The following is a 23,778-nucleotide window of genomic DNA, read 5'->3' on the forward strand; positions in this document are numbered from 1 at the left end:
CTATATCACCTCGCTCGCCCATTTGGTCCAGGTCGGCAACCCGACCGGGACTTCCATTTCGCCGGGCGTTACCCAGCCCTTGCCCAGCGCTTCCCGTTCAATGGCGTTGCGGGTGTCAACCACCCGCAACGCCATCGAACTGCCCGCACCCAGCAGCCGTTCGCGGCATGCCTGCCAGAGTTGGCCGGTGCCGCGCTGCGCCGCCGGGTGGCCGGATTGCCAGGCAGCGGCGGCTTCTGCCTGAACAGGTAAGTCATACAACGTCAGCAATTGGACGCCAGTAGTACTGGCGATCAGCGGGAACGGTGAGTCGGCCACAAGCGGATCGAGAGCCAGCGGTAACAGTTCGACTTCTATAGTGCGCTGGCGTTGTAGTGCGGCTTTTTCCGGATCATAGTCAGGCACGGGCGGCAGGGCATTCGCTTCCATCTCCATACTGCGCGCAATTGTGCGCAGCGCTGTGCATGCGGGTTGCAGGTCAGCGTCCAGCTTGGGTTCGAGACTGTCGACTGTTGCCTCTATCTCATGCGCACGTTCGAGCAGCCATGCCTGGGTCGCGTCGCGTCCATCGGGGAGATCCACGAACGGTCCCACCGCAAGCAGGACGATGTCTTTAATCTCGGCAAAGTTACTGGCGGCGGCATTGAAGGCCTGCGTCACAGCTTGCTCAGCACCTCGGGGAAGGCGGATGCGGCGCTGTTCCGGCGCCAGCCCGTTCGGTGCCAGCTGCAAGCGCGCGCTTAGGTGGAACTCAAGCCGACCGCTGACCACCGAGTGGCTCATCCTGGGTTCGCCGTCCTCACCATCAATCGTAGCGAAGCGCGTACCGCGGCATCGCAGCACGATCGGACGCGGCACCTGGCCTCCTTCTGCCACGGGGTCATGCGCGATCAGGGTGACTTCGGCATCCTGATCTTCAAAGCTGCGGCCGCCGCCCAGGTGCCCGCGCCGAAGCAGCGTGTAGCGCACATTTGGGTCGGGACACCATGCTACGTCAAGTTCTCCCCCGGAGAACCAGGCGTGCGCGCCGACTTCGCTCAGGTCTGCGTGCGATATCATGCGCAGGCCGCTCAGGTGGATTGCCGAACTGTGTTTGTCGAGGCGGGTGATGGTCAGCTCGGGTGTGCCACCCAGCGCCGCTGTTTCCTTGTCCACATCGTTCTGCTGCACGCGCCAGGAAAGTGCCAGTGGGCGCCGAGGCGTCGCGTCCTGCACCGTGCTGATCACGCGCGACACCACCACGCCGGCGCGCGCCACGGCAAGCGCGGTGACGCGATAATGGGCTGGCAAATGGCTGACCCGCCATACGTCGGCGCCTTTCCACAACGACGGATACAGGCCAGCAAGTTCGCCCAGGTCGGTGCCGTCGATGCCACGCGAGTCATCCATGGCGATGGCCGCCAGCGTCGGCAAGCGCTCCGGGTACACCGTGAATTGCAGGTCGGCAGGGGGGCGCAGTGCGCCGGCAATTGTGGCCGGCCAGTCCGGGTCGCGGTATTCGCGCACGAAGCTCAGCGCAGTGCCTTGCGTGCCGAGCCGGGCATACAGCGGCCGATTCGAGAAAGCCAATCCTTCCTCGCCATGCCTTGCCAGGATCAGTTCCCACTGGCCTGCCGCGACGGGGCCAACGTCGGCAACGGTATAGTCGCGCCGTACCAGACGAGAGCCGAGGATTACCGGAGGTTCGATGCGTTCGGTGCGTTCCGACACCGCTAGCGCATAACCGATCGCGCGCTTGAAAGCGCCGGCTTGGTTGCCAGACTCCACTAGCAGGCCGTCGGTGACCAGTTGCTCGCTTTCCCCCTGAGTCTTGTAGTAGCCCGCGCCCAGGGCCTGGTTCTGGTAGCGCGGGGTCGCACGCACCGCGTACACGCGCGCATGCGCCCAGCGGTCAGCGTGTAGAAAGGAAAGCGTCAGCCTGCCCGCGTCATCGGCTGCCAGGTTCAACGGATTGGCCTTCACTGGCGCGGCCAGTGCAAACTGAATAACGTTGTGGTTGTAGCCCGGCGCGGCCGCATGATCGAGGAAGCGCTGGGTCCAGGGCAGGTAGGCCGCGGCAATTTCCAGGGTAGACTTGGTTTCGACATCGTCGGCCCAAGTCGGGCCAGGCCAGGCCAGCGCGGGCGCGGCGAAGCGCAGGTTGTCACGCAGCGAGAGGAACGCCGCCTTCGGGCGTGCGGCCTGCGCGAGCTCGTCGGCCCACTCGTCAGGGGCGAGCGCTCGGAAGCGCTCGTATGGCGAAGGCCCATCGGCGTCCGGTGTACAGATCTCGACGAATGCGGGTGTGAGGGAGGAGGGCGATATCAGGCCCGATGTTGGCAATTTTGCTCCAGCCGGCGGCACGACGAACGTCTTTAACTCCTCAAAGGGGACGAACTGCTCGCCCGACGTGGTCTCCGTGGTCATAGTCGGAACGCTGCCGGCGTGACCGAAGGTTTCGGTTGTGGTGCTGGTAACCATGCGCACGCGCGCGACCAGCGAGATGTCCGGTTGCGCAAAATCGCCCTGGTCACTGCTGCGCAGGAAGAATTGCAGTGCAAGAGCAGGCGGCGTCGTGCTGACCAGGCCTTTGGGAAACGCGTTCAGCGCCAGGCGCTCGACGACAGCGGGTTGCAGCGCACTGGTACGCCCATCCTGCATGCTGGTCAGGTCGGCCGACATGCCTTTTACGGTGAACACAACCTCATAGCCAAGCAGCATGCGGGTGGCGCTGACCGTTTTACGGGTGCGCCAAGTGCCGTCAGGGTCCTTCTCGACCTTTACCGTGAGCAGGCTCGCGTCCTCCAGTTGCTCGGGCCAGTAGCCTTTTTCCCAGCGCATATCGAGGAAGAAGTAGCGGCGCGCGGGAGCCGGCACTGGCCTCAGCGACAGCTGCGCGATCGACAAACCGTCGCTGTCGAGCTCAAGCCGGCCGTGCTCGAGTTCGACACCGGCGCTGGCCAGAACAGCGTCGAAAGGACCTGGGGTGCGGTCGCGCCCGGGGCGCAGCAACACGTCGACAAAAGGCTGTCCGAAATCGTACCCATCCTCCCCGTCCGCGGATGAGTAGCGGCTGACGGTGGATTTGAATACATTATGAACCCGCCCCAGCAGCTCTTCGGCGGAAAGGAAACGGTCCATGTCGCGGTCATACATCTTGATCGTGGAGGCCAGGCCGAGCTGCTGCAGTGCGGCCCATCCATAGGGATCGGTCTCGTTATTGCTGTCGGCCAGGAAAGCGGCCATGGTGGTCGCAGCCACCGGCTGTACCGGCTGCACCGCCACCACATATCGACGGTACAGACCCTCATTGGCGCTGCTGTATTCCAGTTCGCCCACGACCTCTTCCAGGATGGGATGCAAGGTTCCCGTCAGGGTCAAGGGCAGTACCGCTTCGCCGCATAACTGGTCATGCATCCCACCACTGGCCTTGGCCACCCAGCTGCGCGCTTCAAGACGGATGCTGCAGGTGAGTAACGTGCCCCCGGCAAGCGCCCCCAACATCTGGCGCACCGCCGTGGGCGGCACCTTCAGTAACAGCCCCAGCAGCGCGGCGCGTACTCGCGCGGTGCTGAGAGCCGAGGCGCCATCGGGGGCCGTCAGCGTCAGCAGGGGCTCGTCTTCAGATGGCTTCGCCAATAGCTCCAGATGTTTCGAAAAGGTTGCTTCGCCGAAGTTCAGGTGGCCCCAGCGGACGTGTGCCTCCTTGTTCAGCTGTTTGGCAAGCAGCTTGAGCCAAGCTTGCGCATCGGCCGCCGTGGTGCAACTGAAGCTGACATAGATACGATCCGGTTGGCCGTGGGACATCAGGTCCGTCACGGCGGCCTCGGATGCAGTCGCAAACACGCGCATGCGCGGCACCCGCGCGGCGAAGGCCACCGTTGATTCTGCCGCCGAGTACCAGGGCGCGCGGCGTGGCACGGATTGGCCGGAGCGGCTTTGCGCACGCAAAGCAAGGCGCCAGGTTTCGCTGGGGTAGTGCGCTTGCCAGCCGGGCCAGTCCTTGTTCGAGTCAGGCAGCAAGCGCGCCATCTCGGGCGACACACGTTCGATCCGGGCGACACGGCGCGCGCGTCGCCAAGTGTCGGCGTTCCTGTCGAACTCGGGTGCCAAGGCGGTGTCTAGCGGGGCCAGGTCGTCAAGGTCGAGTTCGTGCAGGTCGAACCCAGCGATGCTGCTGGCGTGTATACGGTCGACGTCGGCGCCATTGCCACGCACAAAATCCGGGACCGCATCGAAACTGACTTCGGTGAGGATGCGCCGTTCCGGGTCGCGCACCAGTACACAGGCATTGACGCCGCCGGGCTCGAGCAACTTGTCGAGCCCGCCCTGATGTGGCGGCGCGAGAAAACGTGCGAAGCCGCTGCTGGCTTGCAGCTGGCCCGGACCGTGCGGTGGCAGGTCGAGGTGAACCGGCCATTCGAATGCATCCGGGCGCAGCAGGCCAATGTCGTTGCGGACCAAGTCGAGCGGTTCGATCCGTACCTCGATGTTGACAGGCACTCGCTTCGAGATCGTTGTGAAGGTATGCGGCTTGCCATCGGCACCCTGTACGGTCGTCATCTGGACTGTCTCGAGCGCGAAACGGGTGGCGATGCGCGCACCAGCCTTTGCGCCCCCGCGTCGCCAAAGGCTTTCGAGAAAGCCGACATTGTCTTTCGGTTTCACAAGCAGGGGAATATGTTCGTTGCCGAGTGCCTCATCGACCCGGCCGATGTCGGTGGTACCAGAGAGCAGGCTCCACAGCGGATAGGTTTCGAGCGTTTGGTGGTCCGGCTCGATCGGGTCGATGAAGCTGTCGGCCGGTATCTTGTCGTTCAAGCGTACGTCGACAAAGCTATCTCGCTTGAGCTCCCAGACGCGCTCGTCGCCGCTCTTGTTGAAGGTAGCGGCAAGACCGGGGCGGCGCTCGGTCAGTCCATCGGTACCGTAATGGCCAGAGGGACTGATGTTCTCCGGATCAGCCACCAGATGGTATTTGCGCACGACCGTGACGTTGTCCTTGCGCCGGGCGTTGGCCTCTCCCGCCGGGTCGCGTAGCGCCATCAGGATTGCGATACTGCCCTTGTCGGGCATGTCTTCCTTGTGATGAGGTGTCGTGACGTACTGGCCAGGCCCCATGCGCTTGATGATGACGCGCAGCTCGGCTTCGGCTGGGCGCAGCGGCGGCAACGGTCGCGGGATATCGACCAGAAATGACTTGGGCATGCCGCGCGAACCGGCGCTGTCGACAGGGGTCACGGTATAACTGAGTGAGATCGACTCGCGGTCGGCGAAGGTGCGCGCCCAGGCGGTAGCGCCTTCGAATGTGCCGGCTTCGTCGTTGCTCGGCAAGAGCGCCCGGCGCAATTCTTGATTCAGGTCAGACAGGTCGTCCGTGTACTGCCAATCCGGTGCCAGTTGCGACACGACGCCATGCAGGTCGACGCCGCCAAGGGTGGCTGCTGGCTTGACCAGAACCGTACGCGGCGTGAATTCGTGGCCCTCCAGGGTACGCACGATCTCGTAGTGTTTCAGGAACTGGTCGGGATTGGCTTGCGGTGCCAGTTCCGGCGTGGCGGCGTCGCACTTGATGGTCTGGGCGAACGGCAGTGTCAGCTGCCAGTCGAGCTTGACGCCGTCGGTGGCGCAGGTGCTGCGGTCCCCCGTCAGCATCGGATCCTGCTCGACGAACCAGCTCGGAAACGGATTGAACACCTCGATCTTACCGGCAGTGATTTTTGCCGCGGGCTTCGGCTCGTCCGGCTCGTCCTTGCGAATACCTAATAGCGCCAGTTTTTCCAGCGCTTTCACCGGGCCGAAGAACACCAGTCCGAGATCGGCCACGTGGGCTTCGTGATTGGAGGGCAGGGTAGAAGCCGTCAGCGCCACAAATTGCTCGGCGAACATTGCCAGCACCGTGGAGCGAGCCTGGTGGACACCGTCGACCACCGGGTTGGCAGCGGTTTCAGCTGCATGCCCACGCTGGAACAGGTCGCGCTCGGAATTACGCTCCTGCTCGGTGCCCACGGGTGCTGGCTTTGGATTGGCGTGGATGCGCGGCCTTTTCGGCTCGTGCCAGCCTGAGCTGCGGCGGTAGGGCGGCTCGTTGGGCACCGGCGGCACTCTGGTCGGTGCATCGAACCACGTGGTGTCAGTCAGGTAGCATTCGTCGAACAGCAGCGCGAGTGTCAACTTCTTCAAACCGTCCTCGGTCTGAACCGGATTGTTCCATTTGGCTCTGACCTCGATCTCCTGGAGCTCTTTTGCCGGTGGGATCACGAATGACTCGAATTCGCCACTTGCGGCATTGTATCGATACAGCTTCTGCAGAAGGTCGATATCTTCTTTTGACAAACTGCCCGTGAGTAGGAAATGGGCCGGCCTGGTCTCGTCGCGCGCGCCGTTATCTTTGATGAAACCGGTTACGGGGACATAACCGGTCGCCGGGGCATAGAACGCGCTTTTAAACGGGGGCTCGTTCGCCAGTTGGTTGTCCCGCTTGGTCGCTTCCTTCGGGGTCAGCAGGGCATATCCAAAGCCATCCTCGGGCGTCAGCGGGCTCAGTGTTCTCGGGTGGATGCTTGCCTGATGCAGTACACACCAAAAATCGGTTTCACAAGGTGGCAAACCGAACTGGCTGCGACGTTGCGAGTCCGGCTTTGGGTTGCCCGTGTTGTTCGGTATCTTGATGTCGCTCGGCGCGGGTGCGCTGGCCGATGCCTGCGCGTGCGCGGCGTCTTTTGCAGTGCGCTCGTCGCCACTGCGCGCGAGCGCCGCAGGCGCTGCGTCAGGTTCTTCGGCGGTGATGGACATGGCCAGGAAGCGCTGCACCCGAGCGCGCGCATCGTCGAGCTGGCCCTTGCCAAGAGTGAAGCCGACACTGACCGAAAGCGTGCAACCGAATACCGATACCGCCACTCTGGCGGCCACGCGGGCACCCACGCCTTCGGTCGACAGGGCGATCTCGACCGCCGCTGAAAACTGTAGCGTCTGCGAAAAGCCGATGCGAAGGGTAAAGCTGGTAATGCCGAGGTCGACCTCGAGCCAGGCGCGGAACGATACTTTCAGTTCGGCGTCGAGGGCGATCAGGCCGTAGATCAGCGATCCGCTCACACGCCAGGTCAGGTAGCACAACACGCGCGCAACCAGACTGGCCCTCAGCGTTGCTTCGGCGCAGACGCCGACCGGGCCCGCCTGGAATTCACCCCCAAAGCGGAAGAACGCATCTGCCTCGATGTTGTAGCCCCACAGCAGGCCATCTTCGGCTGCTCGGAAGATCATCCCCCCGCGCACGGTCACGCGCATGTTTTCCTCATCCATCAAGCGCACGACCAGCTGGTTCGGCCAGCCCAGTTCGTAATGGAAGAGGCCAGGCTTGATGAATAGTGTGGCCGACCAGTCGACCGACTGCAGTGCGGTGCGCATCGGAGCACCTTTCTGCAGCGCGGGAATGCGTTCGCCGATATAGCCTTTACTGTCGCCGATCATGCGCGCCAGCAGGCGCTGCTGTGGCGCCGAGATATACAGGTAGCCCCGCAGGCCAGGTTTCGAGCGCAGGCCGTCCTTATCGTTCAGGTAGTCGATGTAGTTGGTGCCGACCCAGCCGCGCAAGCCCATGAACAGGGTGAAGTCGGAGCGGATGGCCGCCACCAGATCAAACAGGAAGGGGTTCTGCGCCGCGTTTTCGGCCTCTTCATCCCAGTTCTTGCTGGCTGGGTAGACCTGGATCGCGCCTTTCAGGGCCAGGGTCACGCGGTCGCCTTCGAATTCCGGCTTCCATGCCGAGAACTTGTGCAGGTCGCCCTGGGTTTTCGACACCTCGTCGAGCGCGCTGACCAGCTTGGGGATCGAGGTGGCGCGGTCGGCCGCGTCGATTGCGTCAAGCGTGTAGCGAAAGCCCAACCCGAAGCCGGCTTCGCGCAGGTAGAAATTCCACACCACGGTGGGGATTTCGATGGCCAGCTTTTTCTTGTCCGCATAGAAGAAGAACGACTTGCGGCGCTCACCCGGTCGGTCCTTGTGCTCCAGTTCCAGGAAGCCGAGGCTGGCGCCCATGGCGCCCCAGCCGGGGATGTCGAATTCGCCTCGGCCGAGGAAACCGTAGGCGTTGTAGTCGGGCGGCGCCAACTCCTTGCCTTCGACCGTGCGCGTGTCGGCGTCGACCGCAATAACAGAGCCACGGACGCGGATCGCGCCTTTGAGGTTGAGGTCGATACCGAGCCCATCGGCCTTGATGCGGGGAAGCGATTCGCCTTCCTTCGGCGGCGCGATCCATAGGCCGTGGAAATCGATTGATGGCGCCATCACGTCGCCAATCTCGACAAACTGGATCTGGCCCGAAATGTTCACCGCCGGATCGCCGTCGAACTTGGGCGAGGCTGGATGGTAACCAAAACCGCGCAGCTCGAACGTAAACAGGTTGAACAGGTTGAAGCTCTTTTTCGGGTTTAGTGTCTTCTGGAACGAGATATGTTTGAGTAGCACGCTTGGATCGGCCGACAGCGGCGTGCGCTCGAGATTCATTTCGACCCCGTCGAGGTATTGCAGCAGCCCGCTTTCGAACTCTCCGGGTTTCGGCGTGAAGCGAAGCGAACCTGTTACCAGGTAGTAGAAGTGGTAGCCACCATCCTTCACAAAGGCGATGTCGAGGTCGCTGATGGTCAGGGTGAAACGTGACGTATGGCAGATGATGGGATCGCTCTTCTTGTCGAGCTCGACTTTCCCGGATTGAAGGACGATGCCTTCACCTTCGACTTCTGCAAACGTCAGCGCCACCGTACAGTCGGCCTCGCCGACCAGATCGGGCGGCAGCGCACCGCGTCCCGCGATCATTGCGCGGACCAACCGGCCACCCTTGATTTCCAGCGTCCCGTCGTTGAAGTGAAAGGGCACGTCGATGCCACTCAGACGCACCGGATTGTCGGCGACCTTTGCAACCAGGTCGAGCCCACCCGGCCCGATCTTGAAGGTAGTGACCTCGAACACCACACCTTGACCGTCCGACGACAAGCCATTGAAACGCAACTGCATGCGTGCCTTGTTTTTGGGCTCTTCACCCGGTTTTGGCGCATTCAGTTCAAACCCGCTCTGGCCACCGGCAAAGCCAAGCTTAAACATGTCAATTTTGGCGTTACTTTTGCGCTCATCGGCATCGGCCTGTTCGATCACCCACAATAGCCCGAGTGCGTTTTCCTCGATGCGTTGGGACGCAATTGTAAATTCGTCGCTCGTCTCGAGTGTGACGGCAAGCGAGTCGAGGGAGATCTGTGCTTTGAGCGCCAGGCTGGTTTCCAGGCCCGCTGCCTTTAGCCCCAGCACCAGCTCTACTCCTGCGTTGCGGTTGCTCAGGCTGGCGTAAGGCCTGGATTCCTTGACCCACACCACGTTTGCCAGGGAGCCCTTGAGTTTGTCGAGGAACCCTGGTCCCGCGCCAGGAGTAGGATCAGCGCCGGATTCGCCCATCCCCAGCAGCGGCAGAATGCGATCCGCCTTGAATTCGACGTCGAGGTCGAACGCCTGCTCCAGCGGTACCAGGCGGAACGGGCCGTCCACGGAGCGTACATTCATGCCGGGGTTGCCGGGCAGTTGCACGGTGGTGGTTGCGCCCGCCATACGCATGAAAAACACCGTATGGCCTCGGGTCAATCCGGCTACCACCAGAATCAACTGCGACGCCTCGGCCATCTCCTTCAACTTCAAGTTGAGCCCGAGCAACGGCTCATCCGATAGCGTGCGTGGCTGCGGCACGGAATTCTTGCCATCGACATCGCGCAAAGGTCGACTGTCGGTTTTATGGGTTTCGTTATCCGTACGATCGAGCCAGAGATCAGTGTGCAGAGACGCAACCTTGGCAGATTCATTATCGGGCGGGGGTGTGTCGCAGGTGAGCACCAGATAGGCACCGGGCTGAGTGACGAAATCAAGTAGCAGCCCAGGTTGCCAGTGGCCGGGGATTTTCAAGGTAAATCCCAGCAGTGCCTTGTTGCGTTCCTCGTTGTTGCCATTCGTGCGCGAAGTTACCAATACTTGGCGCAGTTCGAACGGATGGGTGCCGATACGCAATTCAAGGGTAAAGGGTGGTGTTGTCGATGGGCTCAAGGCCAGGTCTTTGAAGCCCCGAAGCAGCGCCGCAACCATCTCGGCGATACCGCCCAGCCCGCTGCTGAGCAAGTCGCCAAGCGCATCGAGGGCGCCGCCGACTTTGTCGGCCAGGAAGATCGCGGCGCGACCCGTTGCCAGCGCCATGCGTGCGAGCATGTCGAGCAAGGTCTCCAGGTGCGCGCGCAGCATGGTGCCAGTATCGATGATGATGTTCATCACCGCCGCGCCGCCGCGCAGCATCTCTTGCGCCGCGTTTTGGAGCAGAACCAGCGGAAACGGTTCGACCAGTTCCAGTGCGAGCAGTCGGGCGCCCGAAGGGTCGATCTCGACCTGGCCTGTTACCGTCAAAAAGGCGTCCGGGTCGTCAGTAACCCGTAGCATCAAACGCTCAAAGCTGATGACCGCGCGCAGAGTCTCACCCTCGTCGGGCGGGGCGGGTTTGCCGAACGCGTTTCCCTGATGCGAGGGGGTGACCGTCAGTTTCGCCCACGTGAACTCGAACGGGCCGAAGCGGTGCGGCGCATTCAACGGTATATCGATTGGTTGCATCACGGCCTTGACCGTGCCGCCGAAAACCTGTTTGTTCGCCACGTCGCCCAGCGTCAGTTGTTCGATCCTGACCCCCGCGCCGCCCGGCAATGCCACATTCACCGTGAAGACCGCGGCCTTGGCCACCGGGTCGAGGTCGACGTCGGGGTTGAAATCGCCGGTGACCACGACCCAATCGATTCCCGGACCCGCCGAGCGCAGCTTTAGGAAGAGTTTTGGCTGGCTGGCGGTGGGTGGGTCGAGCTCGACCGTAATGTTTGCATCGTCCACCAGGCGCCGCAGAGTGGATTCGGCTCCGGTCAAGGCATTGCGAAGTGCGAGCGGCGCCATCGGCTTACCGAGGTCGAAATGCGGCAGGTTAAATGTCGGGAAGCGTAATCCCAGGTCGTCCGCGTCGATCCGTAAAGATGCACCCACTGCGGCGTCGACGATCACCGTCAGCGCCACGCTGCGTTTGAGGGTGGCGGTCATTAAACTGACGTAGGCCGCCAGCTCGATCGACATATCTGCCTTGAGCGTAACGGGATCATCGGCAACCGTCGGGTCGACCGTCCACAACTGCATCCTGATGTGCCCGCCGGCAAAAGCGTTGACGAGTGGTGAACCAAGGAAAGCGGCAGCCTGTGCCCTCGCATCGACCTCGATCGACTGCATGCGGCGCACTGTGTCCTGTACTAGAGCGACAAACTGCCTGACAGCGGTTCCACTGGCCGTCGCGATTTCGGCTTTCAACTCGGCACTGTTCAGGAACCGCTTTTTACTATCATGGATCAGGGTGCCGGGGATGCGCAGAGGACTGGTCAGGAAAAAATTGCACGCAGCGGTCGTAGAAGCGTCCGGCGGGTTATCGGGGCATGGTCCGACAACGCGGGCGATTTCGACGAAAGCACTGTTCAACTCCTTGTCTTCGTCCCTTTCCCCGACAAGTATCTTTCCTAGCTGACCTGAAGCTGTACCAACCAGGTAAAACTTGTTAACACCCTCGATAGGAATGGCAATGGATTCACTCGACACGTGCGTCTCCTTACGATCGGTACACGCGCCGGCAGAGCGTCGTGTCGTGGGCGAACTGGTGTGAAGCAGTGTAGTTGCGAAATGCGCATGGTATTGGCCGCGATCAGCCAGGAGCGTTTGCCATTGCTCTGTTGTGCGAGAGGAACTCGGAAGAACTTAATATCGAACTGCCTATTCGTCAGGCGTTGGTCGCATTCGCAAAAGGTCCCGATTTCGCGTGCAAGATCATTGGTTGGGCTGATGATCTCGACGAGGCGAGATATCGTTCGCTACGCAGCATCGGCGCCGCGCTGGGGAGGACATGTGATATAGATTTCACTGCGCTCGGCGACCAAATGGCTGCGATATCTTCAGCAATTCGCGGCGTACCATTTGGCCCAGCGAATCTCATTCCATCCGGGGAATGGAGCGCTTTATTGGCGATTGCAACTGCGGCGCTCAAACGCTGTCGGAGCGGAATCTGGGAGCTACGTCGGCAACCCGGCACGGGCCCGGACAGTGGTCGCGACGGTCTTCATTTTTTCGAACATTTGCACGAAGTGATCGATCGCGTTGTCGAGGAAATCAATGCCCCCTCGACCAACTTCGCTAATTCACACCGCCTGCTGCTGAGCGGAGAGGCGGGCGTTGGTAAGTCAAACTTGCTGGCCGATGTCGTCGAGCATCATGTTGCGCAGGGCTTTCCCGCCGTCCTGATGCCTGGTGGAGCGTTCAGTGATGCGGAACCTTGGAGACAGATTGCCGAGCAGTTGGAGCTGACAAATGCATCCTCCGGATGCAATTCTCGTTGCGTTTGATTCCGCTGCCGAAGCAGCTGGCACCCGCGCATTAGAGTGATCAAAGTGGGTATCGGGCATTTCGTACCCATGCCATAGAGCAAGGGCGAGACGCGGTAAATCTCGCCGTGAAGAACGGAAAATGAGGTGACTTAATCACCTCAATCTGGACAAGAGATCGATACAAGTAAAAATTGTACCGCGGTGACGACCACGATCTCGATTCCGATTTGAAGGCGCGATTGGCGATGCCGCAGGTCATTGATGGATTGCTTCGCGTGATTTGAGCGAGGAGGGCACCGATCGTCTTGCCTGAACTGTAACCTCTCAAGGTCTGTAGTTGCGTCGCGCCGAGTGTTGTATCGATTGGAAGGCTGCAAAAGTAAGTGTTTTTGCCCCCCTGGTGGAGCCCACGGACGATCAACGCATCAATGCAACATGGAACCCTGCAGATCCGAGCTAGCAGGATATTCCGCGCCGAGCTTTTACGGCTGCGCGGTTATCCAGAGGCCATTCGAACGGCATACATCTCTGCAAGTTGAATAATCTCCAGCCAAGTTCAAGCAATTTCGGGCGCAATCTGGAGTTCGACCATCAGATCGTCATAGTGTCTTCCAGGCGATCTTTACACTTTGATCGCCTGTACCTCCCAGGGCAGATGGATCTTCACCCTGTTTTACGGCATCCCACTCGTAGACCGTTTTGCCATTGATCTGCAGCGTGTAGTTGGGAAATCCGTCATGTATACCGTCGACACTGAACTGCACGCCACCGCCGGCCTTACGCAGACCGACAAGGATCGCGGCATTGATATGGGGTGCCACGGGCATCATAGGGTTGCCCCCGTCGACGATGAATTTCACCGCATGGGTGGCGCCATCGAAAAGCGTCCAGCCCACATTCAGGTTGTCCGCCGTTCGCGCCAGGGTAGCTGTCCCGGTTGGCTTCGCGCCCGGGCGGAGGGCGCGGAACCAGTCCGGTTTTCCGGGAATAGTCGATAGATCGCCACTGGCGTACTCGCGCGTGGAGCCCCAGGCCAACTCGGGAAGTTTCAAAGAAGTCGGGCCCGCCTGATCCAGATCCAGCGTCGCACTCGGGCTGCACTTGGTGCCGCCACTGAAGGCATAGGTAAGGTAGTAGACGGCTTCGCTGGGAATACCGATGGTTAGTTTTACAGAGACGCTGTTGGCCACGGGAATACTCCTTTGAAGTTGATACGTTCAGGAAATGTAGCCAGAAAAAATTTGTTTGCATGCGTAGCGCGAAACAAAACGACGACTAGCATATTGCTATCAATGCAGCGTCTGTTCCTGCAAACAGCCAATGCACCCGAACACGCCGTTCTCTGGCAAATGCACGGGCTCACAGGGAGGTGGACAATGTCTGACCGATTTCTGGCGTTTCGTTGTTTCGGTATTTTTGCCTGGCCGCCGTTGAAGTCGGTCGAGCCCGACGAACCTGCAGCGGAGGGGGTGGTCGAGATACATTACGTTCTCGATGCCAAGAAAGCCGTAATGGTAGGGTGCGCGCGCTGGGTGCCCAGGGACACCTGGAAGCCGGATCTCGAATTCACCACCTCCCTGGCCGACATCCCACCCTTGCCGAAGACCTCGGATGCTGCCAAGACTGCGCTGAAAAATGCCGCCGACAGGACTCTTGCGTGGCGTTTCGATCAATCGGGTGTCGTGCTGGCGTTCGAAGGCGTGCAGGTATTCGAGCAGTACGCTGTGCGCAAAGATCAGGCGGGGGTATTTCAACAGGAACTGGATCTGCGGGTTCCTGTGGTCCGAGAGCATTTTCCTTCAGTTTCAGCGAGTCACTACAAGAGCCGGGTACTGATCGGTCAGGACAATAATCCCCTGTTGCGGTTCGACCTGGCGCTGCCGCTACTGTCACCCCAGGATGATGAACAGTTCAAGGCAGGACGAGCGTTTTGTCGCGTTTTCCGCGTTGCATCACTCCAGGCAGGCCGTGTCCGGTTTCACGCCGATTGCGCAACCCTTGCTCGTGGAGAACATGGCGTTCGGTCGGCAGGATCGCTCCACCGGAAGCGTTGGGGAGCAGGGCGTTTCATTCAGCTCGTTGCGACCACCTTCGATGAAGGCTATTGGCCGATTCGGCTTCGCTTGGGACACCTGGCCAAAAACCAAAAACGTAGAGTCCTGGGTCGAAATCCGCCTGGGCCTGCGTCCCGAGAGATCGAAGACCAGCGAGGGCGGTGTGTTGGCATTGAAGAGCACGTCCGTCGGAAAGTGGGCTACGTTCGGCGCGGATCTCATTATCGATGAAGCCGGGAAGGTCCAAGTCCTCGGAGCTTGGGCTGTCGACCGCAACGGTAAGCGGCAGGCGATGGACGTTCAATGGTTCGGAACCCCGTGGGGCGCGTACGCGATGCAGGGACTGGTCATGACTGTCGAGCCGGCGAAATTCAAGGACGGGGTGGACCGTGAACTCTGGCTGGAGGTCGCGATGCTTGCGACTTCGCTGGCCGAAGATGACAGCGTTCGCCACAGTTTCAACAGCACTCTGGACCTGGACTGGCTCTTCGGAGCCGACCCGCTGTCATCCGACACTGCCGCAAGCGAAGACACGTTGCGTGGGTTGCATGAGGTCCAGGCCAGGATCATCTCGGTATCGCCACCGATATCCATAAACGGTTGAGGTGCGGCACAGGGGCTGACCTGCGGCGGGCGCATTGGGCCGCGGCTTATCGAAAGAAGAGGGCGATTGCGATGATGAAAGCTTCGTGGCGACTCATAGGCGCACTGTTGACACTGAATCTGTGTGCTCCCGTTGCGGCAAGCATGGAAACGCCGCAACTGGCGACTAAATGCATAGTGGTAAGAGATTCAGGGCTTTTTGAAAGCAGATCCGACGAAAAAAAGGACGCGACACTCAAGACCGGCGAAAGAAACCGCGACCCGACTTGTATCACCCTCGGTAGCGACGCTAGCCCGTTGGTCGGCACCGGCGACTTGATCATTGCCGTGGACAAAGCGGAGTTCACCGCCTTGCAGGCATCGCAGGAAGCCATGAGCGGGGCATTCGTGTTGTATCTCAATGGCGTGCCCTTGCCTACCGATGCCATGCTGATCGCCTCCGAAACGGTGAGTCAATATGTCCAGCTAAGGTTCCGGATCCGCCAGGGACCGGAAACTCAGCGCTTGTGGTCCATGCTGTATGCCGACGGAGCCCTGTTCGCCCCGACAGACTTATACGCGGCACTGGGGTGGCGATCCAGCAACGACGCCGCACTGGCGATGATTCCATCGCGAGGCCAGACCACATTAGTGAGCATCACCACTGGAGCCAGGCTGGCGCTTGCGCTTTTGCTGGTCGTGCTGGCCATCGCCGCCATCGTGTATGTCGGCAGGGCGACGGACACCCTGCGTGACGAGCCGGACTCGACGATCCCGCCGTGGTGGAAAGAAGCCCGCAAGCTCCGGACCAGGCTGGCGCAGTTTCCGGACGATACGACGCGAAACCAGTACCTAAAGGAATACCCCGGCTACGACGGAACCGATGTCCTGCGCTACGACAACCTGGCCAGCAATGCACTCGCTGGCGAGACGGTCGAGACGGCGGACGTCGATGCCACATGCTTTGGCCTGGCGCTGCGCAAGCCCGACTGGAAACCCGTGCGCGCGTCCTTCAGCCTTAGTCGCACCCAGATGGCATTGTGGTTCACCTTCGCCGTCGCCACCGGGCTGTTCCTATGGCTGTTGTATGGGGACCTGCGCAGGATAGATGGATCGTTGCTGGTCTTGCTCGGCATCAGTATCGGCACGGCGGGACTGTCCTGGATCACCGACCGCAATGCCCCGAGCGGCCGCGGCTACGTGCCGAGTCGTGGGTTCTGGTACGACCTTCTAACCGGCTTCGACGAGCGCAAGCAACTGCATCGCTACCAGGCGGTGGTGGTGAATATCCTGCTGCTGGTAGTGGGAATCTTCCATGTACAGCAGCAGTTGAGCTATCCGGTGTTCGATCCGACCTGGTTGATTTTTCTGGGGATCAGCGGGGCGGCTTATGGGGTGGGCAAGCAGGTGCTGGAGAGCAGGTGAAACGCGGCGTCAGATGTTTTCAAACAGCTCCTGATCAAATGAGCCGCAGCAGAGCTTCAGTCGTCGACAGAGGGCGGAAGCTTTGTGAAGACGATCGACTTACAAGCGTTATTACAATTGTTCGCTGTTTTAAGGCAAAATGCCATCTTTTCGCCTGAAAGCGGTATGGCCATGCAAATATTACCTTTGCTAGATTTTTTCCCTCTGAGTGAGGGTGAGCACGATCCTAGGGAAGTAGCGTTGCATGCTCAACGAGTAAAGCTTGGCTGGCCGGGAGTGTCATTACGGCCCAGGCTGGTTGCAAATAACGCTCTTGAATTTGCCAATCACGCTGCTATTACACGTGGGGCCGGTGGAAACATTTTCACACATGAGCTCGAGAGAAAGCTGAACACTGGCGTCTATCGTAGTTGGCTGAGTTGCATGCCTACTTTGAGTGCTTCCCCTCAAACAGAAAAATACCGCGATTGCAAACACGATACTGAAAAATTGGATCTGGAACTGGCATCGCTCCCAACCTTGTGCGCTGGGCAAAAGCTTTTTCATGGAGGTCATTGGCCTGGGAAACTGCAAGTTGGAGCGACCATTGGCGTCGATAGAGCTTTTTCCACGACCTTGAATGCTTATCGTGCGGCTTGGTTTTCCGATGAGGCTCAGCGTAAAAATGGCGGGGAATTCCATCTTTGGGTTATCACTATTTCAAGCTTTTTTATTAGTCCGGTCTATGTGTACAGCACTTTTTCAAATAGGCGTACAGGGCACGAGATGGAGGTATTAATTCGCCGTGGATTTAAGGCAGTGTTGACGGCCATTGATGTTGGTTTTGGTTACAAAATTTTGCATGTAGAGTTTTCCTAGGTTCTGCATGAAATCCCGCGCGAGCAATTTCCACCCCTCATGGCTGAGGGCTTTTGGTAATGGCACCAAGGTGGCGCTGCATCGACGCAAGGAAGGCCTAGGTGATTGAATCGATGCCCAAGTGCTCGTGGGCAATGGTTCTGTAGGTCGCGCGAAAGCCGTGAGCTGTGATGTCGTACTCAGGCCAGATGCGCTGAAAGGACTTGAGCATAGAGGTAGGGTTTATGGGACGTCCCGGATAGACCGGCGAGACGAACACCCAGCCTTTGCCTTCTTCATCCACCACGCGAGTTTTATGTAGTTCGCGTAACAGAACCAAGGCTTGCTCAGGCAACGGCACGATGTGTTTGCTCTTGTCCAGGTGCTTGGTCTTGCTCACCACATAACGCCAATCGGCGCCGACCAAGTCGACATCTTCCCAGCGCATCTGCACCAGTTCGCCTGGGCGGACCGGCAACATGACCAGCAGGCGCATTGCGGCGGCAACGCTGCCGTCGTTGCAGTCATCAAGGCGTATAAGAAACCTGCCCAGGTCGGCTGGCCTTTCGATCGCCGGGTTGCTGGTCACGACATGGCGGATCTTCAACTCCTCAATGTTGCTAAGCGCCACATTACGTTCCACCCATCCGCGCCCCTCGGCAAAGCCCAGGACGGCACGGATGATAGTACGCACGCGCCGGGCCATGGCCATGGTGCGCTGACGGCGCAACGCCGTAATGATCGTGGTGATGTGCTCCAGCTTGATCTCGCTGACCGGTTTTTTACCAATCGCGGGCAAGATGTGGTTGTTCAGCGCTCCGCTAAACCCCGAGATGGACTTGGTCACCAGTTCGGCAGACTTGAATGCCAACCATTGTTCGGCCACGTACGCGAAGGTGCGCTCTTCATTGAGCAACTGCGCCTCGATTTTGGCGGTCTTGGCCTTAAGCGGGGCGGTGTGGTTAGCCACATCGCGGCGTGCACTGCGGGCAATGTCGCGGGCTTCCTTCAGGCCGATATCGGGGTAAGCGCCGATGGAGAAGCGGTTCTCCTTGCCGTGCAGCCGATACTTCAAGCGCCAGAACTTGGAGGGAGCTTTGCCGGCCTTGCTTGACGCCCTGACCTCCATGTAGAGACCAGGGACTTCGCCGTCAGCGTGTTTGCCGGGTTCGGTCAGCGAGCGGATCAAGGCATCGCTGAGTTTTCGTTTGAAAACAACCGCATTATCTGGTGGCATCGGTGGGGGCATCCTTTTTAAGGAACCGAAATTTGCCCCCAATTATGCCCCCACGAGTCATGGAATCCATTAGATCTAGACAGACGGCAACGGACTAAAATTACGTATAAGCCACTGTTATAAAACAGTTTTATGGAATTCACTGGAATTCTATTACAGGCTATCGGGGTCCCCAAAAAACATCTGAATCCGCGAACGCAACCAGCGCTCTCCCGGGTCGTTGTCCTGTGAGCCGCGCCAGGCCATGTGCAGCTCGAAGCTGCGCACCGGCAGGGGCGGGTCTTCGGCGCGTACGCCGCCGGCGGCGGTCAGGGCCTCGGCGGTGTAGTCGGGGACGGTGGCGAGGATGTCGGTGCCGGCCAGCAGGGTGCTCAGACCGTTGAATTGCGGCACGGCGAGTACCACATGGCGTTTGCGTCCGAGCTTCTCCAGTTCTTCATCGATAAAACCGCTCAGGTCCCCGGCGAACGACACCAGGGCGTGAGGGCGGGCGCAGAAGTCGTCCAGGCTGAGTGCGCCGGGCACGGTGTCGGCACGCAGCAGTTTGGGCAGGCTGCGGCGCAGGACTTTGCGTTTGGCGTTGGCCGGCAGGTCGGCGGTGTAGCTGACGCCGATGGAGATTTCACCGGAGGCCAGCAGCGACGGCATCAACAGGTAGTTGGCCCGGCGCACTACCAGCACGATGCCCGGGGCTTCGGCGCGCAGGCGCTTGAGCAGCATCGGCAGGAGGGCAAACTCCGCGTCGTCGGACAGGCCAATGCGGAACACTGTGGTGCTGGTGGCCGGGTCGAACTCGGCGGCGCGGCTGACGGCGGTGGAGATCGAGTCCAGGGCCGGTGAGAGCAGGGCGAAGATTTCCACGGCCCGGGCCGACGGCTCCATGCTGCGGCCGGTGCGTACAAATAGCGGGTCGTCGAACAAGTTGCGCAGCCGCGACAGGGCGGCACTGATGGCTGGCTGACCGAGAAACAGCTTCTCGGCGGCGCGAGTCACACTGCGTTCGTGCATCAGTGTCTCGAACACAATCAATAGATTCAGGTCGACACGACGCAGGTCATTACGATTCATCTGGAGTCCTGGCAGAGTCAGCGAACTTGACGGGAGCGGCCATATCGGAACAATGGCCGGCGTGAATCTTACGGGTAAAGGCTGGTACTCTGCATCGGCTAAATGTTGTTTGTTTGTGCTCAGGCTGCGGCCCGACACGCTGTTCGCCCCGATTTTCAAGGGCACGGAATCAATGACAGACATGTCGACTATTAATAGGCACTGATAGTCTTGCTTTCAAAGCCCGGATAAAGTTCGCGGCATTAGAGGTTAATTTGACGAGGTTTGCGATGTCCCGCACGATTCGTTTTCACAAGTTTGGACCGGCCGAGGTGCTCAAATGCGAAGAGCATGCGGCCTCGTTGCCTGCGCCAGGCGAAGTGCAGGTACGAGTCGAAGCCATCGGTATCAGTTGGTACGACGTGCTCTGGCGGCAGAACCTGGCGTCGTCCCATGCGCGTCTGCCGTCCGGTCTCGGACACGAAATGGCCGGTGTGGTCACGGCGGTAGGCGAGGGCGTCGACGACCTCGCGGTCGGTGACAAGGTCGCCAGCTTTCCCGCGCAAAGCCCCAATGACTACCCGGTGTATGGCGAGCAGATCGTCCTGCCACGCTCGGCCCTGACCCGTTATCCGGATGTGCTTAGCCCTATCGAAGCCGCGGTGCATTACACGCCGCTGTTGATTGCCTATTTCGCCTACGCTGACCTTGCGCGGGTCAAGCCCGGGCAGTTCGCCCTGGTCACCGATGCCAGCCACTGTGCCGGCCCGTCTTTTGTGCAGTTGGGCAAGGCCCTGGGTGTGCGGGTGATTGCCGCGACCAAGACCGCTGAAGAGCGTGAGTACCTGCTGTCCCTCGGCGCCGAAAAGGTGATTGTCACCGAAGAGCAGGACCTGCTGATGCAGATCAACAAGCTCACCAACAATCGCGGGGTCGATGTGGTGTTCGACGGTCTGGGCGGTCCGCAGATGTCGATGCTCGGTGATGTCCTGGCGCCTCGCGGCAGCCTGGTGTTGTACGGCCTGCAAGGCGGCAACCAGACTCCATTCCCGGCCTGCGCGGCGTTCCAGAAGAACATCCAGTTCTTTGTCCACTGCATCGGCAACTTCACCGGCAAGCCGGAACTGGGGATCATTCAGGATCAGGTGGCGTTGCAGCGTGCGCTGCGCGACATCAACCAGCTGACTGCGGATCGAGTGCTGGTGCCCTTGAAGACCCGAGTCTTCCCCTTCAGCGAGTTTGTCGAGGCGCACCGTTACATGGACGAATGTCCATGTCGCGAACGGGTCGCGCTGCAGGTCGAACCGGCCTGATTCCCCCAACGCCAGGCCAAGCCTGGCGTTTTTGTATCTGTATCTTTGTCGGCCCCGGCTTGTCGGCCAATGGGGCCTGGGCCTCGTGCAAGCCTTGAGGCTGTCTTCCCTGGCAAGCCAGCTCCTTAAGCCAGGCCTGCTTCAGTCAGCTGAGAAAGGTGGGGTTGTTCTGGGATAGATTTCGTCGCGCGGTGGTCAAACTGCCAGTAAACTGCGCTCCATTCCCGAACCATCCTTTTTCAGAGGTTTTGCATGACTCTCAGTCCTTTTGCGGGCAAGCCGGCACCCGTTGAGTTGCTGGTCGATATCCCGCGACTGGTTACGGCGTATTACACCGGTCAGCCCGATGCATCGGTGCCCACCCAGCGCGTGGCTTTCGGCACCTCCGGGCACCGCGGCAGCTCGTTCGATCTGAGTTTCAATGAATGGCATGTCCTGGCCATCAGCCAGGCCATCTGTCTGTACCGCGAAGCCCAGGGCATCACCGGGCCGCTGTTTGTCGGCATCGATACCCACGCACTGTCGACCCCGGCCGGGGCCAGTGCCCTGGAAGTCCTGGCCGCCAACGGCGTGACCGTGATGATTGCTGCCGGTGACGAGTACACCCCGACGCCGGCGGTGTCCCATGCCATCCTCTGCTACAACCGCGGTCGCACTTCGGGCCTGGCGGACGGGATCGTTATCACCCCGTCCCACAACCCGCCACAAAGCGGCGGCTACAAGTACAACCCCACCAATGGCGGCCCGGCCGACACCCACATCACCAAGTGGATCGAAGCCAAGGCCAACGAGTTGCTGGCGGCCAAGCTCGCCGGGGTCAAGCGCATCAGCTACGAGCAAGCGCTGAAGGCCGACACCACCCATCGCCACGACTACCTCAACACCTATGTCGCCGACCTGATCAACGTCATCGACCTGGACGCGATTCGCAACGCCAAGCTGCGCCTGGGCGTGGACCCGCTGGGTGGAGCAGGGGTGCGTTACTGGTCGGCAATCGCCGAGCACTACCGCCTTGACCTGGAGGTGGTGAACAAGCAAGTGGACGCCACCTTCCGTTTCATGTCGGTGGACTGGGACGGGCAGATCCGCATGGACCCATCTTCCAGCTACGCCATGCAAGGGCTGATCGGCCTGAAAGAACGCTTTGACGTGGCCTTTGCTTGCGACCCCGATCATGACCGTCACGGCATCGTGACCCCAAGCGGCGGCCTGCTGGCGCCCAACAACTACCTGGCGGTGTCCATCGACTATCTGTTCCAGAACCGTCCGCAATGGCGGGCCGATGCCGCCGTGGGCAAGACCGTGGTCAGCAGTGGCTTGATCGATCGGGTGACGGCACGCCTGGGTCGTCGCCTGTACGAAGTGCCGGTGGGCTTCAAGTGGTTTGCCGATGGCCTGTTCGATGGCTCTCTGGGCTTTGGTGGTGAAGAAAGTGCCGGTGCCTCTTTCCTGCGCAAGGATGGCGGCGTCTGGTGCACCGACAAGGACGGCCTGATCCCGTCGCTGCTGGCCGCTGAAATGACCGCACGTACCGGCCGTGATCCAAGCCAGGCCTACCGCGCGCTGTGCGACGAGCTGGGCGAACCTTTCTCGGTGCGGGTCGATGCCAAGGCCAATCCGCAGCAGAAAGCCTTGCTCAGCAAGCTCTCCCCGCAACAAGTGACCTCGACCCAGTTGGCTGGCGAGCCGATCCAGCAGATCCTCAGCCAGGCCCCGGGTAACGATCAGGCCATTGGCGGCCTGAAAGTCATGACTGAGAACGGCTGGTTCGCCGCACGCCCGTCTGGCACCGAGGACATCTACAAGATCTACGCTGAAAGCTTCATCGGCGACGACCACCTCAAGCAGCTGGTGCAGGAAGCCCAGACCCTGGTGGACACCGCCATCAGCGGCAACTGATTCACGTTAGGAGCCGGCTCGCCGGCGAAAAGGTCCTTGAGACGGACACAGGTCTTGCGGATGCGTTCGCTGGCAAGCCAGCTCCTACGGTGGTTGTTCATTGCACGATCTGTGTAGCCGGCTAGCGGGCAAAAAAAGGGGCGACCATCACGGTCGCCCCTTTTTATTTGCCGCTGCGGTTCAAGCCAGGTCTACCAGCACGATTTCGCTGTCTTGCACGGCGCTCACCCGCAGCACCCGCTCATCTTCGATTGCAACACCGTCTCGAGCTTCGGCACGCAAGCCGTTGATCTCGATCACCCCGGTCGCCGGCACCAGATAAGCCCGACGCCCCGCGTCCAGGTGATACTCGGCGGTTTCCCCGGCCTTCAGGTTGGCCGCCACCAGCCGTGCATCGGCGCGAATACGCAAGCTTTCCTCATCGCCATCCTTGCCGCTGGCCAGGGTCACGAACCCTTCGCGCAACCCCTTGGGAAAAGGCTTGGCGCCCCAACACGGCGCGGAGCCGGCCTGGTTGGGAATGATCCATATCTGGAAGATCTTGGTCGGCGTGGCTTCCATGTTGTATTCGCTGTGGGCGATCCCGGTCCCCGCACTCATCACCTGCACGTCACCGGCTTCGGTGCGTCCCTTGTTGCCCAGGTTGTCCTGGTGGCTGATGGCGCCTTCGCGAACGTAGGTGATGATTTCCATGTCCCGGTGCGGATGCTGGGGGAAGCCGGTGCCGGGAGCGATTACGTCATCGTTCCACACCCGCAGGTTGCCCCAGTGCATGCGCTTGGGGTCATGGTACTCGGCGAAGGAAAAGTGGTGATGGGCATCCAGCCAGCCGTGGTGAGCGCCACCCAGGGAGCTGAAAGGTCTGAGTTCAAGCATGATCGTCTCCTCAAAAGGGCTCGTAATGGCTCGTTGGACCCGGGCCAAAAAACGATAACCGTTGGTTGATGGCGTGCATCTTCCATCAGCTATTGATCGATAAA

General features: G+C 60.4%; 12 protein-coding genes. 7 read left to right on the forward strand and 5 right to left on the reverse strand.

Annotated elements, in window-relative coordinates:
* Complete coding sequence (locus LOY69_RS14400; RefSeq protein ID WP_265074802.1) at window positions 1-11,625, reverse strand: hypothetical protein; 11,625 nt, start codon at window positions 11,623-11,625, stop codon at window positions 1-3.
* A 74-nt stretch (window positions 11,626-11,699) separates the two neighbouring features.
* On the opposite strand from LOY69_RS14400, the gene LOY69_RS14405 reads away from it, so the two are divergent.
* Window positions 11,700-12,422: an ATP-binding protein gene (locus LOY69_RS14405; protein ID WP_265074803.1), complete on the forward strand. Its 723-nt coding sequence runs from the start codon at window positions 11,700-11,702 to the stop codon at window positions 12,420-12,422.
* A gap of 581 nt (window positions 12,423-13,003) precedes the next feature.
* Here LOY69_RS14405 and LOY69_RS14410 read toward each other — a convergent pair.
* Window positions 13,004-13,594, reverse strand: coding sequence for a DUF3238 domain-containing protein (locus LOY69_RS14410; RefSeq protein ID WP_265074804.1), 591 nt, complete (start codon window positions 13,592-13,594; stop codon window positions 13,004-13,006).
* A 186-nt stretch (window positions 13,595-13,780) separates the two neighbouring features.
* Between LOY69_RS14410 and LOY69_RS14415 the strand changes: the two genes are divergently transcribed.
* The 4 genes from LOY69_RS14415 (at window position 13,781) to LOY69_RS14430 (ending at window position 17,323) form a co-directional block, all read left to right on the forward strand.
* Window positions 13,781-14,689: a hypothetical protein gene (locus LOY69_RS14415; RefSeq protein WP_265074805.1), complete on the forward strand. Its 909-nt coding sequence runs from the start codon at window positions 13,781-13,783 to the stop codon at window positions 14,687-14,689.
* 118 nt (window positions 14,690-14,807) lie between these two features.
* Window positions 14,808-15,062, forward strand: coding sequence for a hypothetical protein (locus LOY69_RS14420; RefSeq protein ID WP_265074806.1), 255 nt, complete (start codon window positions 14,808-14,810; stop codon window positions 15,060-15,062).
* 143 nt (window positions 15,063-15,205) lie between these two features.
* Window positions 15,206-16,465 carry a hypothetical protein gene (locus LOY69_RS14425; RefSeq protein ID WP_265074807.1) on the forward strand — a complete coding sequence of 420 codons (1,260 nt, stop codon included), beginning with the start codon at window positions 15,206-15,208 and terminating at the stop codon, window positions 16,463-16,465.
* 84 nt (window positions 16,466-16,549) lie between these two features.
* A complete protein-coding gene (locus tag LOY69_RS14430) occupies window positions 16,550-17,323 on the forward strand; it encodes a hypothetical protein (protein WP_265074808.1) in 774 nt (257 codons plus the stop codon).
* 97 nt (window positions 17,324-17,420) lie between these two features.
* On the opposite strand, the gene LOY69_RS14435 is transcribed toward LOY69_RS14430, so the two are convergent.
* Both LOY69_RS14435 and LOY69_RS14440 read right to left on the reverse strand, forming a co-directional pair.
* A complete protein-coding gene (locus LOY69_RS14435) occupies window positions 17,421-18,539 on the reverse strand; it encodes a tyrosine-type recombinase/integrase (RefSeq protein WP_265074809.1) in 1,119 nt (372 codons plus the stop codon).
* 153 nt (window positions 18,540-18,692) lie between these two features.
* Window positions 18,693-19,607 (reverse strand): LysR family transcriptional regulator, encoded by a 915-nt coding sequence (locus tag LOY69_RS14440; RefSeq protein WP_102865166.1) that lies wholly within the window; start codon window positions 19,605-19,607, stop codon window positions 18,693-18,695.
* A gap of 269 nt (window positions 19,608-19,876) precedes the next feature.
* On the opposite strand from LOY69_RS14440, the gene LOY69_RS14445 reads away from it, so the two are divergent.
* Window positions 19,877-20,899: a zinc-dependent alcohol dehydrogenase family protein gene (locus LOY69_RS14445; RefSeq protein ID WP_102879467.1), complete on the forward strand. Its 1,023-nt coding sequence runs from the start codon at window positions 19,877-19,879 to the stop codon at window positions 20,897-20,899.
* A gap of 252 nt (window positions 20,900-21,151) precedes the next feature.
* On the forward strand, window positions 21,152-22,798 hold the full coding sequence (pgm, locus tag LOY69_RS14450; RefSeq protein WP_102879466.1) for a phosphoglucomutase (alpha-D-glucose-1,6-bisphosphate-dependent): 1,647 nt from the start codon (window positions 21,152-21,154) through the stop codon (window positions 22,796-22,798).
* Window positions 22,799-22,978: 180 nt separating this feature from the next.
* Here the strand turns inward: pgm and LOY69_RS14455 are convergent, their stop codons facing one another.
* On the reverse strand, window positions 22,979-23,674 hold the full coding sequence (locus LOY69_RS14455) for a pirin family protein (protein WP_265074810.1): 696 nt from the start codon (window positions 23,672-23,674) through the stop codon (window positions 22,979-22,981).
* Between the last annotated feature and the right edge of the window lie 104 nt (window positions 23,675-23,778).

The sequence above is a fragment of the Pseudomonas sp. B21-059 genome, assembly GCF_026016285.1.
Classification (GTDB): domain Bacteria; phylum Pseudomonadota; class Gammaproteobacteria; order Pseudomonadales; family Pseudomonadaceae; genus Aquipseudomonas; species Aquipseudomonas danubii.

Coding starts and splice junctions, on each gene's coding strand:
- LOY69_RS14415 (WP_265074805.1), top strand. CDS start 13,781: ATGTCTGACCGATTTCTGGCGTTTCGTTGTTTCGGTATTTTTGCCTGG.
- LOY69_RS14420 (WP_265074806.1), top strand. CDS start 14,808: ATGACTGTCGAGCCGGCGAAATTCAAGGACGGGGTGGACCGTGAACTC.
- LOY69_RS14425 (WP_265074807.1), top strand. CDS start 15,206: ATGGAAACGCCGCAACTGGCGACTAAATGCATAGTGGTAAGAGATTCA.
- LOY69_RS14435 (WP_265074809.1), bottom strand. CDS start 18,539: ATGCCACCAGATAATGCGGTTGTTTTCAAACGAAAACTCAGCGATGCC.
- LOY69_RS14440 (WP_102865166.1), bottom strand. CDS start 19,607: ATGAATCGTAATGACCTGCGTCGTGTCGACCTGAATCTATTGATTGTG.
- LOY69_RS14445 (WP_102879467.1), top strand. CDS start 19,877: ATGTCCCGCACGATTCGTTTTCACAAGTTTGGACCGGCCGAGGTGCTC.
- pgm (WP_102879466.1), top strand. CDS start 21,152: ATGACTCTCAGTCCTTTTGCGGGCAAGCCGGCACCCGTTGAGTTGCTG.
- LOY69_RS14455 (WP_265074810.1), bottom strand. CDS start 23,674: ATGCTTGAACTCAGACCTTTCAGCTCCCTGGGTGGCGCTCACCACGGC.